At 63.3% G+C, this 11,957-nt stretch carries 10 protein-coding genes and 1 pseudogene; 6 read left to right on the top strand and 5 right to left on the bottom strand.

From position 1 onward, the window contains the following. Nucleotides 1-18: 18 nt before the first annotated feature. Nucleotides 19-2,256, bottom strand: a complete 2,238-nt coding sequence (recG, locus tag SB772_RS13670; RefSeq protein ID WP_410833783.1) for an ATP-dependent DNA helicase RecG — start codon at nucleotides 2,254-2,256, stop codon at nucleotides 19-21. A 149-nt stretch (nucleotides 2,257-2,405) separates the two neighbouring features. Here recG and queA point away from each other — a divergent pair, with 149 nt between their 5' ends. The 5 genes from queA to secF all read left to right on the top strand — a co-directional run bounded on the left by queA (nucleotide 2,406) and on the right by secF (nucleotide 8,427). After that, nucleotides 2,406-3,455, top strand: coding sequence for a tRNA preQ1(34) S-adenosylmethionine ribosyltransferase-isomerase QueA (gene queA / locus SB772_RS13665; protein ID WP_410833782.1), 1,050 nt, complete (start codon nucleotides 2,406-2,408; stop codon nucleotides 3,453-3,455). A 128-nt stretch (nucleotides 3,456-3,583) separates the two neighbouring features. Beyond that, complete coding sequence (gene tgt, locus SB772_RS13660; protein WP_410833781.1) at nucleotides 3,584-4,765, top strand: tRNA guanosine(34) transglycosylase Tgt; 1,182 nt, start codon at nucleotides 3,584-3,586, stop codon at nucleotides 4,763-4,765. Between the two features lie 206 nt (nucleotides 4,766-4,971). Next, nucleotides 4,972-5,301, top strand: a complete 330-nt coding sequence (gene yajC, locus SB772_RS13655) for a preprotein translocase subunit YajC (protein WP_094780780.1) — start codon at nucleotides 4,972-4,974, stop codon at nucleotides 5,299-5,301. Between the two features lie 117 nt (nucleotides 5,302-5,418). Next, a complete protein-coding gene (gene secD, locus SB772_RS13650; RefSeq protein ID WP_410833780.1) occupies nucleotides 5,419-7,458 on the top strand; it encodes a protein translocase subunit SecD in 2,040 nt (679 codons plus the stop codon). An 18-nt stretch (nucleotides 7,459-7,476) separates the two neighbouring features. After that, nucleotides 7,477-8,427 carry a protein translocase subunit SecF gene (secF, locus tag SB772_RS13645; RefSeq protein WP_410833779.1) on the top strand — a complete coding sequence of 317 codons (951 nt, stop codon included), beginning with the start codon at nucleotides 7,477-7,479 and terminating at the stop codon, nucleotides 8,425-8,427. Between the two features lie 112 nt (nucleotides 8,428-8,539). On the opposite strand, the pseudogene SB772_RS13640 reads toward secF, so the two are convergent. From SB772_RS13640 to SB772_RS13625, 4 genes and pseudogenes are all read right to left on the bottom strand, one after another. Continuing rightward, nucleotides 8,540-8,947, bottom strand: a pseudogene (locus SB772_RS13640) (MFS transporter); the annotation flags it as partial. 79 nt (nucleotides 8,948-9,026) lie between these two features. Beyond that, nucleotides 9,027-9,593, bottom strand: coding sequence for a YceI family protein (locus SB772_RS13635; RefSeq protein ID WP_410833999.1), 567 nt, complete (start codon nucleotides 9,591-9,593; stop codon nucleotides 9,027-9,029). 68 nt (nucleotides 9,594-9,661) lie between these two features. Continuing rightward, nucleotides 9,662-10,225: a YceI family protein gene (locus SB772_RS13630; RefSeq protein WP_410833778.1), complete on the bottom strand. Its 564-nt coding sequence runs from the start codon at nucleotides 10,223-10,225 to the stop codon at nucleotides 9,662-9,664. Between the two features lie 8 nt (nucleotides 10,226-10,233). After that, nucleotides 10,234-10,794 carry a cytochrome b gene (locus SB772_RS13625; protein WP_410833777.1) on the bottom strand — a complete coding sequence of 187 codons (561 nt, stop codon included), beginning with the start codon at nucleotides 10,792-10,794 and terminating at the stop codon, nucleotides 10,234-10,236. Nucleotides 10,795-11,221: 427 nt separating this feature from the next. Between SB772_RS13625 and SB772_RS13620 the strand changes: the two genes are divergently transcribed. Further along, on the top strand, nucleotides 11,222-11,953 hold the full coding sequence (locus SB772_RS13620) for a paraquat-inducible protein A (RefSeq protein WP_410833776.1): 732 nt from the start codon (nucleotides 11,222-11,224) through the stop codon (nucleotides 11,951-11,953). Nucleotides 11,954-11,957 lie beyond the last annotated feature (4 nt).

Genomic DNA, 11,957 nt, shown 5'->3' with positions numbered 1-11,957 from the left:
GGTGTGCAGGTGAAAAAATCAGGCTTTCAAATATTGCTCCCGAGCCCCAAGCCACCGGGCCAGGTGCTGCACCACCACCTCGGGGTACTTCTCCAGCAAGGCCGCGGCAGCCCCTCTAGCGGGCTCGATAAGCCATTGATCATTCTGAAGATCAGCAAATCTCAGCATCGCCGCGCCCGACTGCCGGGCGCCCAGAAACTCCCCGGGGCCCCGAATCTCCAGATCGCGCCTGGCGATCTCGAAGCCATCAGTCGTCTCCCGCATCGTCTGCAACCGCGCCCGCGCGGTCATCGACAGCGGTCCCGTATAAAGCAGAACACAAATCGAAGCTGCGCTGCCGCGCCCAACCCGTCCCCGCAACTGATGCAATTGCGCCAACCCGAACCGCTCGGCGTGCTCGATCACCATCAACGATGCATTCGGCACATCGACACCCACTTCGATCACCGTCGTCGCCACCAGCAATTGCACCTCGTTGCGCGTGAACGCATCCATCACCGCACCCTTCTCCGCCGGCGCGAGCCGGCCATGCACAAGCCCGACATTCAACTCGGGCAACGCAGCCACGAGCGTCTCGTACGTCTCCACCGCGGTCTGCAACTGCAAGGTCTCGCTTTCCTCGATCAACGGACACACCCAGTACACCTGCCGTCCCGTCAACGCCGCCTCGCGCACGCGCCCGATCACCTCTTCGCGCCGCGCGTCGGACACCAGCCTGGTCAGAATCGGCGTGCGACCGGGCGGCAATTCGTCGATGGTCGACACGTCGAGGTCGGCGTAATAGGTCATTGCCAGCGTGCGAGGAATCGGCGTCGCGGACATCATCAGCTGATGCGGCTGGAAATCCTGCGCACCGTCGGCGGCGTTCAGCGCCTTCGCGCGCAAGGCGAGCCGCTGCGCCACGCCAAAGCGATGCTGTTCGTCGACGATCACGAGCCCCAGCCGTGCAAACTCGACCGCGTCCTGAATGATCGCGTGCGTGCCGATCACGAGCTGAGCCGTGCCGAGCGCCGCGGCTTCGATCGCGGCGCGCTTTTCTTTGGTCTTCAAACTGCCGGCCAGCCACGCGACGCTCACGCCCAGCGGCTCCAGCCACCCGCGCAGCTTGCGCGCGTGCTGTTCAGCCAGGATTTCGGTCGGCGCCATCAGCGCGGCCTGGTAGCCGGCGTCGATCGCCTGCGCAGCGGCCAGCGCGGCAACGATCGTCTTGCCGCTGCCGACGTCCCCCTGCAACAGCCGCTGCATCGGATGAGGCTGCGTCAGATCGAGCGCGATCTCGCCGCCGACGCGCTCCTGCGCCGCCGTCAGCGAAAACGGCAACGCCTTCAGCAGGCGCGCGACCAGCGCCGACGCATCGCCTTCCTTGCGGCGCGGCATGGCCGGCGCCGCGCGCGTGCGGCGCTCCTCATGCGCGCGCTTCAACGACATCTGCTGCGCCAGCAATTCCTCGAACTTGATACGCACCCAGGCGGGATGCGTGCCGTCGATCAACGCGGTTTCGTCGGACTGCACGCCCGGATGATGCAGCGTGCGCACCGCGTCCATCAGTGCCGGCACGCCGAGCGGCTGCAAATACTCGCGGGCGATCGGCTCAGGCAGCAGTTCCGGCAACGACGCGCGCGACAAAGCGTTATCGATCGATTTGCGCAGATACGCTTGCGTCACGCCCGCGGTGCTCGGGTACACCGGCGTCAGCGCCTGCGGCAGCGGCGTGTCTTCGTCGACGACGCGCACCGCCGGATGCACCATCTCCATGCCGAAGAAGCCGCCGCGCACGTCGCCGCGCACACGCAGCCGAGCGCCGATCGCCATCTGCTTGACCTGCGAGCCGTAGAAATTCAGAAAGCGCAGCACGAGTTCGTCGCCGGCGTCATCGCGCAGTTTCACCAGCAACTGGCGGCGCGGACGATAGGCAATCTCGTTGTCGAACACCACGCCTTCCGTTTGCGCGATGCCGCCCGGCAGCAGGTGGCCGATCGGCGTCAGCGTGGTCTCGTCTTCGTAGCGCATCGGCAGATGCAGGACCAGATCGATGTCGCGCGTGAGGCCGAGTTTGGCGAGCTTGTCGACGGTTTTGGCCGCCGGTTTGGCACCGGGTTTGGCCACTGCGGGCGCAGTTTTCTTCTTGTCCGGCGCGACAGTCGCGCTAACGCCGGACCCGTTCGCCGCCGTTGCCTCGCCCCGCGCGACGCGGCGCTTCGGCTCGGCGCTCACTTCATCGGCGGCAGGAGGCAAACGGCGATCGGACAAAGGCATGAGTTGCTTCGCAAGTACAATATCGGCTGTCAAAGGTGTCGCCGCCATACAGCGCGCGGACTCGCGGGCCGCTGCGGCGTCCCGCAATCATAGCCGCTCGCCGCCCGGCTTCGGCTCAATTCCGTCTCAATTCGCTTCCAGTCGTCCGCATGTTTACGCTTTCCGATTTCGATTTCGATCTGCCACCCGAGTTGATCGCGCAAGTTGCGCTGCCCGAGCGCAGCGCCAGCCGTCTGCTCGAAGTGGACCCTACGGTGAGCCCGGCCCGCCTGATCGACCGCCGCTTCGCCGAACTGCCCGAACGCATCGCGCCCGGCGACCTGCTGGTCTTTAACGATACCAAAGTCCTGAAGGCGCGCTTCCTCGGCCAGAAGGCCAGCGGCGGCAAGATCGAAGTGCTGGTAGAGCGTCTCACCGGCGAGCGCACCGTGCTCGCGCAGATCCGCGCGAGCAAAAGCCCGCAGCCGGGCACCACGATCCGTCTCGCCGATGCGTTCGACGTGACGGTCGGCGAGCGCGTCGAGCCGTTCTACACGCTGCATTTCCCGGACGACTGTCTGACGCTGATCGAGCAATACGGCCGCTTGCCGCTGCCGCCGTATATCGAGCACGATCCCGACGCGACCGACGAAACCCGCTATCAGACCGTGTTCGCGCAGAATCCCGGCGCGGTCGCCGCCCCTACCGCCGGCCTGCACTTCGACGACGCGCTGCTCGCCCGGTTAGACGCGCGAGGCATCGAACGCGCGACGCTGACGCTGCACGTCGGCGCGGGCACCTTCCAGCCGGTGCGGGTTGAGAACCTCGCCGAGCACAAGATGCATAGCGAGTGGTATCACCTGCCGCAAAGCCTCGCCGACAAAATCGCGACGACCCGCGCGCGCGGCAACCGCGTGATCGCGGTCGGCACGACGTCGATGCGTGCGCTCGAAGCCGCCGCGCGCGACGCCGCAGCCGCCGGCCGGCCGCTCGGCGCGGCCAGCACCGAAACCGACATCTTCATTACGCCGGGCTATAAATTCCGCGTGGTGGACCGGCTGGTGACCAATTTCCATTTGCCGAAGTCGACGCTGCTGATGCTGGTGTCGGCATTTGCGGGCGTAGAGACCATTCGTGAAGCGTATCGCCACGCGATCGAGCAGCGTTACCGCTTCTTCAGCTATGGCGACGCGATGCTGCTGACGCGCCGCGACGTCTGACGCGTCGTTTGGAAGTTTTTGCAGTTCCCACTCGGTAGTCCTCTTTGTAGTCCTCTTAGCCGCCGCGAACCTTCCGGCGGCGTTCACGATTTGCGCCGGACTGTTTTCCGGTAGCACAGGAGTTATTCATGACCGATGGTCATCATTCGCAACAAGCGACCACCGAGCGCCCTGAAAACGGCCTCCAATTCGAGCTGCTCGGCACCGACGGCCAGGCGCGGCGCGGCCGCGTCACGCTGAATCACGGCGTGGTCGAAACGCCGATCTTCATGCCGGTCGGCACGTACGGCACGGTGAAGGCGGTCCAGCCGCGCGAGCTCGAGGAAATGCACGCGCAGATCATCCTCGGCAACACCTTCCACCTGTGGCTGCGCCCGGGGCTGGAGACGATCGAGGCGCATGGCGGCCTGCACGGCTTCATGGGCTGGAACAAGCCGATCCTGACGGACTCGGGCGGTTTTCAGGTGTTTTCGCTCGGCGATCTGCGCAAAATCACCGAAGATGGCGTCACGTTCGCGTCGCCGATCAATGGCGACAAGCTCTTCCTGTCGCCCGAAGTGTCGATGCAGATCCAGAAGGTGCTGAATTCGGACATCGTCATGCAGTTCGACGAATGCACGCCCTACGCAACCAATAACGTGCCGACTTCGCGCGAGGAAGCCGCCGATTCGATGCGCATGTCGATGCGCTGGGCCAGGCGCTCCATCGACGAATTCAATCGCCTCGGCAATCCGAACGCGCTGTTCGGCATCGTCCAGGGCGGCATGTTCGAAGACCTGCGCGACGAATCGCTCGCGGGGCTTGCTGAGATGGACTTCCACGGCCTCGCGATCGGCGGGCTGTCGGTCGGCGAGCCGAAAGAAGACATGATGCGCGTGCTGAACCATCTCGGCCCGAAGCTGCCGGCCGACAAACCGCACTACCTGATGGGCGTCGGCACGCCGGAAGACCTGGTGGCGGGCGTGGCCGCAGGCGTCGACATGTTCGACTGCGTGATGCCGACCCGCAATGCGCGCAACGGCTGGCTGTTCACGCGTTTTGGCGACATCAAGATCCGCAACGCCACGCACAGGAATTCGCTGCGCCCGCTCGACGAGCAATGCGGCTGCTACACCTGCCGGAATTTCACCCGCGGCTATCTGCACCATCTGCATCGTGTAGGCGAAATTCTCGGCGCGCAGTTGAATACGATCCACAACCTGCACTACTACCTCGAACTGATGCAGGAAATGCGCGACGCGATCGACGCGAAGCTGTTCGAGCCCTTCCGCAAGCGCTTTCACGAGAACCGCGCGCGCGGCGTCGACTAGGCGCCATGCCGGCGGCCAGCGGCGGATTCACCGGAAGAATCCGTCGGCATCATACGGAAACATTACAATAAGCTTTCGCGCGCGGCAAAAGAAGGCTTTAACAGCTTGATCGGAAAGCCGATTCGCCGCGCCGGGCCCTGGTTAGCCGGTGGTAGAATAACCGGCTGATTTTTTTGATCGTTTTGATTTATAACGGAGAGACCAACGTGTCGTTCATTTCCAATGCCTTCGCCCAAGGCACAGCAACTGGTGGCATTGAATCGAACCTGATGAGCTTCCTGCCGCTGATCCTGATGTTCGGCGTGCTGTACTTCATCATGATTCGCCCGCAAATGAAGCGCCAGAAGGAACATCGCAATATGCTCGCCGCGATGGCCAAGGGCGACGAAGTGGTGACGAACGGCGGTATCGTCGGTAAGGTGACCAAGGTGGGCGAAGCTTACGTCGGCATCGAAATCTCGGAAGGCACGGAAATCACCGTGCAAAAAGCGTCGGTGACGACGATTCTCCCGAAGGGCACGATCAAGTCGCTGTAAGGCCTGCTCTCTCGCGTCCGGCGCGGCCTCGCCGGCGGCTTACGCAGCACACCGCGCACCGCCCGCGCTCATCGCCGGACGCATCGCTTCCAAGCCAACCTTCCCGTTGGACCACTCATGAATCGTTACCCCCTCTGGAAATACGCCGTGATGCTGGTGGCTCTGGTCATCGGCCTCGTGTACACGCTGCCCAACCTGTTCGGCGAAGCGCCGGCGGTGCAGGTGTCGAGCGGCAAGGCAACGGTCAAGCTCGACTCGACCACGCTGTCGCAAGTCGAAGCGGCGCTCGCTGCCAGTCAGATCAAGCCTGAAGACGTCACGTTCGACAACGCGTCGGCCAACGCGAACATTCGCGTGCGTCTGCTGGACACCGACACGCAGTTGCGCGTGAAGGACCTGTTGCAGAAGTCGCTGAACAGCGATCCGACCGATCCGCAGTTCATCGTCGCGCTGAACCTGCAAAGCGCGTCGCCGCACTGGCTGAGCGCCCTGCACGCGCTGCCGATGTACCTCGGTCTCGATTTGCGCGGCGGCGTGCACTTCCTGTTGCAGGTCGACATGGCCGGCGCGCTGAACAAGAAGCTCGACTCCGACGCCTCGGACGCGCGTACGCTCCTGCGCGACAACAACATCCGCGACGGCGGCGTGAACCGCGTCAACCAGACGGTGGTGATCAACTTCGCCGATCAGGCCACGGCGGACGCCGCGCTCAAACAATTGAGCCGCAGCATCGGCGAACTCCAGTGGGCGTCGCAAACGGGGACGGACGGCGGTGTGCAACTCGTCGGCACGTTCACGCCGGCGGTGCAGAAAACCGTGCAGGACGCCGCGCTCAAGCAGAACATCACCACGCTGCATAACCGCGTGAACGAACTCGGCGTGGCCGAGCCGGTGATCCAGCAGCAAGGCTCCGACCGCATCGTCGTCGAACTGCCGGGCGTGCAGGACACGGCGAAGGCGAAGGACATCATCGGCCGCACGGCAACGCTCGAAGCGCGTCTCGCCGACCCGGTCAACACGCATCCGAACCCGTCCGATCCGGTGCCGCCGGGCGACGAATTGTTCACGCAAGGCAACCAGACGCCGGTGCTGCTGCGCAAGCAGATCATCTTCACGGGCGACCGGATTATCGACGCGTCGGCGGGCTTCGACGAGCATCAGCGTCCGTCGGTCAACATCCGTCTGGACTCGGCCGGCGGCCGCGCGGTGCGCAGCGTGTCGCGCGACAACATCGGCAAGCCGATGGCGATGGTGCTGTTCGAAAAGGGCAAGGGCGAAGTGCTGACGGTGGCGACCATCCAGTCTGAACTGGGCGATCGCTTCCAGATCACCGGCCAGGCCACCCCGCAAGGCGCCGCCGACCTCGCGTTGCTGCTGCGCGCCGGTTCGCTCGCGGCGCCGATGGAGATCATCGAAGAACGCACGATCGGCCCGAGCCTCGGCGCGGACAACATCAACAAGGGCTTCCACTCGGTGGTGTGGGGCTTTGCCGCGATCGCCGTGTTCATGATCGCGTACTACATGCTGTTCGGCGTGATCTCGATGATCGGCCTTTCGGTGAACCTGCTGCTGCTGATCGCCGTGCTGTCGATGCTGCAAGCCACGCTGACCTTGCCGGGTATCGCCGCTATCGCGCTCGCGCTCGGTATGGCGATCGACGCGAACGTGCTGATCAACGAACGTGTACGTGAAGAACTGCGCCACGGCGCGCCGCCGCAACTCGCGATCCAGAACGGCTACGCACACGCATGGGCGACGATTCTCGACTCGAACGTCACCACGCTGATCGCCGGCCTCGCGCTGCTCACGTTCGGCTCCGGCCCGGTGCGCGGCTTCGCGATAGTCCACTGCATCGGCATTCTGACGTCGATGTTCTCCGCCGTGTTCTTCTCGCGCGGCGTGGTCAACTTCTGGTACGGCGGCAAGAAGAAGCTCAAGTCGCTGGCCATCGGTCAGGTGTGGAGGCCGCAAGGCGTCGATGGCGCGGCGGCCTATCTCGGCAACGACGACGCGGCCACCGATACCGCGCAAGCCATCGCCGCGGCCACCGCCAAGCCGAAGAAGGCACCGGCGGCGGCGCAAGCGGGTGCCGGCAAGCCGACGGTGCGCCGTCGCAATACGCCTAACACGCCGCAGAAACCGGGTTCATCCCGCTGAGTCCCGGAGAACAAGACCATGGAATTTTTCCGCTTTCGCAAAGACATTCCGTTCATGCAGCGTGCGTTGATCTTCAACGCGATCTCGCTCCTGACGTTTGTCGCCGCTGTGTTCTTCCTGCTGCATCGCGGGCTGCATCTGTCGGTGGAATTCACCGGCGGCACAGTCATCGAAGTGCAGTATCCGGGCACCGTACCGCTCGAACCTGTGCGTGGCACGCTCAACAAGCTCGGCTATGCCGACGCGCAAGTGCAGAACTTCGGCACCTCGCGCGACGTGCTGATCCGTCTGCCGCTCAAGCAAGGCCTCACCTCGGCGCAGCAGAGCGACCAGGTGATGGGCGCGCTCAAGGCAGAAGATCCGCACGTGCAGTTGCAACGCGTCGAGTTCGTCGGTCCGCAGGTCGGCAAGGAACTCGCCACCGACGGCCTGCTGGCGCTCGCCTGCGTGGTGGCCGGCATCGTGATCTACCTGTCGTTCCGCTTCGAATGGAAGTACGCGGTGGCCGGCGTGATCGCGAACTTGCACGACGTGATCATCATTCTCGGCTTCTTCGCGTTCTTCCAATGGGAGTTCTCGCTGTCGGTGCTGGCTGCGGTGCTCGCGGTGCTCGGCTACTCGGTGAACGAATCGGTGGTTATTTTCGACCGGATTCGCGAAACCTTCCGCCGCGAACGCAAGCTGACCGTGATCGAAGTGATCAACCACGCGATCACCAGCACGATGTCGCGCACCATCATCACCCACGGCTGTACGCAGATGATGGTGCTGTCGATGTTCCTGTTCGGCGGCCCGACGCTGCACTACTTCGCGCTGGCGTTGACGGTCGGTATTCTGTTCGGTATCTACTCGTCGGTGTTCGTCGCGGCGGCGCTGGCCATGTGGCTGGGCGTGAAGCGCGAAGATCTGCTGAAGGACAAGAAGGACCGCGCCGATCCGAACGACCCGAACGCAGGCGCGCAAGTTTGATCTTGCGGTCGACCTCGCAATGAAAAAGGCCGGTTCTCTCGAACCGGCCTTTTACGTTTACCGCTTCCACCGCCCTACGATTACGCATAGTGCAGAGAGCTTTTGAACAGTCTTATCTGAACCCAAGCTTGCGCCGCGCCGCCATCAACGCCGTCAGACTCACTGCCGCGGCGAAAATCATGTAGTAGCTCGGCGCGGCCTTCGAACCCGTGAAGTCGATCAGCCACGCAATGATGAACGGCCCGAAGCCGCCGAAGATCGTCACCGCGATGTTATAGGCGAGCGACATGCCGGTCGTGCGTGTCTGCACCGGGAACATCTCGGAGAGCAAACCGGGCAGCGCGGCGAAATAACCCGTCATCAGAAAGCCGAACACGATCTGCAGCGCGATCAGCGTGCCGAAAGTCGGATGCGCGATCAGATAGACGAAAGCCGGATTGATCAGCACGAGAAGCAGCAGCGCGGAGCTCAGCATGATCGTGGTGCGTCCATGCCGGTCCGACAGATGGCCGACGGCTCCCCGCCACGCTCGCTGCCGTCGTTGCATTCATGCAGATCTCCGATGCGCGCGAGCTTGCAAAGACTCGCTAACGCGCTCACTACTGCTTGATGCCTTCAGCCTGAATATGCAGCTTGGTATCCATGTTGAAGCCGTACTTCGCGCCGGAATCCATGCCGTAATCCGCGCGGCTGAAATGGCCGCTCGCTTCCACGCCGCACACTTCGCGTTTGAGCACCGGGTGCTGCATGCACTTGAACGACTCGACCTTCAGATTCAGCGGCCGGGTTATGCCATGCATCGTGAAGTTGCCGACCACCTCGACCGGCTTATCGCCGTCGAACTTGATGTCAGTGCCCTTGTAGGTCGCCGAAGGAAACTTGGCGACATCGAAGAAATCGGGCGTCTTCAGATGCTCGTCGAGCTTGGGATTGCCGGTTTCGACCGAAGCCGGGTCGACGGTCACGTCCACCGTGCCGTTTTTTGCCGCACGGTCGAGCGTCACGGTGCCCGAGCTCTTGACGAACTTGCCGCGCCACACCGAGAGGCCGCCAAAGTGATCCGCTTCGAAGCTCGGAAAGGTGTGGGTCGGATCGAGCTGATAGGTATCGGCGGCGAACGCGCCGAGCGTGAAAGAAGAAGCCAGCGCGCCTACGGCGATCAACAGGGATGTTTTCAATTCATGCTCCTTTGTTCCGAAAGAAAAGCTGCTGCGCCCGAACAGCGCAGCGAACGTCACTTGCGTGCTGCAACGATATGAAACTTGATCACCACTTCATCGGCGACCACCGATGTGTCTTTCCATTCACCGGTACCGATATCGAACTGCGAACGCTTGATCGGCAGTGCGCCGTCGAAGGCCTGCGTCGCGCCTTGGCTGGTGACCGTGACCGGCACCACCACCGTCTGCGATTTACCCTTGATGGTCAGCTTGCCGGTCACCTTGAACTGATTGCCGCCGGCCGGCGCAATCGCGCTCGACACGAAGGTCGCGCTCGGATGTGTCTTCGCGTCGAACCAGTCCTTGCCGCGCACCTGTTCGTTGTAGCTTTCGTCGCCGAGATCGTAGCTGGCGACATCGATGCTGATCTGCGCACCGCCCTCGGCCGGTTTGGCCGGATCGAACTTCACTTGCGCGGTAAATTTACCGAACTTGCCTTCCACCGGCACGTTCATCTGTTTGGAGGTTGCCGTCACCGTGCTCTTCGCGACGTCGACCTGTGCAAGCGCGCCGCCGGCTGCGGTGAGCGAGGCCGCCGCGAACGCGACGAGCATATAGCGATAAAACGAGACCTTCATGGTTATCCTTATTTGATGAAAGGAAGCATGCGCGACAGCAGGCCGTCACGGTCCAGCCATTGATGCTTGAGCGCCGCCGCCACATGCAATGCGACCAGCACCAGAAGCGTGTAGTTCAGCACGATATGCACGTTCTTCAGCAGTTCCTTGAGGTGCGGGTCCGGCGCGATCAGGCGCGGCAGCGGGATCAGCCCGAGGTACACCACCGGCACGTTGGCCGCGGAGCTATACAGATAGCCCGACACGGGAATCGCGATCATCAGCACGTACAGCAGCAGATGCGTGAGATGCGCGGCGCCGCGCTGCCAGGCCGGCATGCGGCGCGGCATCGGCGGCGCCCCATACATGGCGCGCCACAGAATGCGCAGCACGGCGAGCGCGAACACCGTCACGCCGATCCACTTGTGCCAGGAAAAATAGCGCAGCTTGGTCGGCGTGAAGCCGGGGATGTCGGTCATCACCCAACCGAGCGCGAAACCGCACACGATCAGCAACGCGATCAGCCAGTGAAAGGCGATGGCGGTTCGCGTGTACGACTCCCGGCCACCGAAAGAAGGATTGTGTGCCATGTCAGGTCAACGCTAGAAAGAGGTTAACGGCGCAGCCGGCCTTGCTATTCCCCACTGCCGATGTGGCTTGCATCGAGCCATGCAATTTCAGGGGTGCGGGCTGCAAAAGACGCCAAGGCCGCCATGCTACAGCAAGCGAAAAAAGCTGGCTGCCGGTGGCTGGAATATGCCGACGCCGCACACTTCCATCCCGCCAAGCCAGCATTGAACAATTAGGGCCGGAGGTTGTCAGAGTCATGCCCGATTCATGTCAGATTAATTCAAATGCCCGCGCAGCGGGCCTTACAGCGGGGTTGAATGCAGCGAGCGGCGCAGCGGTGGAGCGCGTTTGGTACTATTGCTCCACGTTTTGCTCCACGTTTTCGCCAGACCCATCTTGAAAACCGGCATTGCACGTCTCCCCTCACGTCGTTAGCCCTTGTGCCGTATGGAACATGACAACCTGATCGCGTGCCATGAGTGCGATACGCTGTTCCGCAAGCCACCGCTTGTCGGGCGCATGGTCGCGCGCTGTCCGCGCTGCGGCGCAACGCTCTATCGCGGCGTCTCCCGCAAGCTCGACAGCATCACCGCGATGACCCTCGCGGCGCTATTCACCTTCCTGATCGCCCAGGGGTTCCCGATCGTCGAACTGGAAACCAACGGCATCACCTCGCAGACCTCGCTGTTCGGCGCGCTCGTCGCGTTATGGAGCGAGGACATGCAGATCGTCGCGATCATGGTGTTCTGTTCGACCATCCTGTTTCCGCTGACCGAACTGGTCGCGCTGCTCTATGTGCTGATCCCGCTGCGCGCCGGCCGTGTGCCGCCGGCCTTCCACCGCGTGCTGCGCGCGATTCAATTCGTCCGCCCCTGGGGGATGATCGAAGTGTTCATGCTCGGCGTGCTGATCACGATCGTGAAGATGGTCAGTCTCGCGCGCGTGATCCCGGAAGCGGCGCTGTTCGCCTTCGGCGCGCTGACGCTGATGTTCGCGGTGGTCGTCACCTTCGACCCGCGCATTCTGTGGGACCTCGCCGACGAAATGGGCGACCGTCAGCGGCGCCCGCTGCCGCGCACCGAGGCCGACAGCGCGGCGGCCGTCGTCGATATCGCGACGGAGTCCCCCACGCCTTCCGCGAGCCAACCCGGCGTGCCGCCGACGCCGCATCAGGGATGAGCGC

Source organism: Paraburkholderia sp. SIMBA_030, assembly GCF_046535245.1.
In the GTDB taxonomy this organism is placed as follows: Bacteria; Pseudomonadota; Gammaproteobacteria; order Burkholderiales; family Burkholderiaceae; genus Paraburkholderia.
The sequence above is the reverse complement of the archived record's forward strand: the minus strand, read 5'-3'. Positions and strand labels throughout refer to the sequence as shown.

Coding starts and splice junctions, on each gene's coding strand:
- recG (WP_410833783.1), bottom strand. CDS start 2,256: ATGCCTTTGTCCGATCGCCGTTTGCCTCCTGCCGCCGATGAAGTGAGC.
- queA (WP_410833782.1), top strand. CDS start 2,406: ATGTTTACGCTTTCCGATTTCGATTTCGATCTGCCACCCGAGTTGATC.
- tgt (WP_410833781.1), top strand. CDS start 3,584: ATGACCGATGGTCATCATTCGCAACAAGCGACCACCGAGCGCCCTGAA.
- secD (WP_410833780.1), top strand. CDS start 5,419: ATGAATCGTTACCCCCTCTGGAAATACGCCGTGATGCTGGTGGCTCTG.
- secF (WP_410833779.1), top strand. CDS start 7,477: ATGGAATTTTTCCGCTTTCGCAAAGACATTCCGTTCATGCAGCGTGCG.
- SB772_RS13630 (WP_410833778.1), bottom strand. CDS start 10,225: ATGAAGGTCTCGTTTTATCGCTATATGCTCGTCGCGTTCGCGGCGGCC.
- SB772_RS13625 (WP_410833777.1), bottom strand. CDS start 10,794: ATGGCACACAATCCTTCTTTCGGTGGCCGGGAGTCGTACACGCGAACC.
- SB772_RS13620 (WP_410833776.1), top strand. CDS start 11,222: ATGGAACATGACAACCTGATCGCGTGCCATGAGTGCGATACGCTGTTC.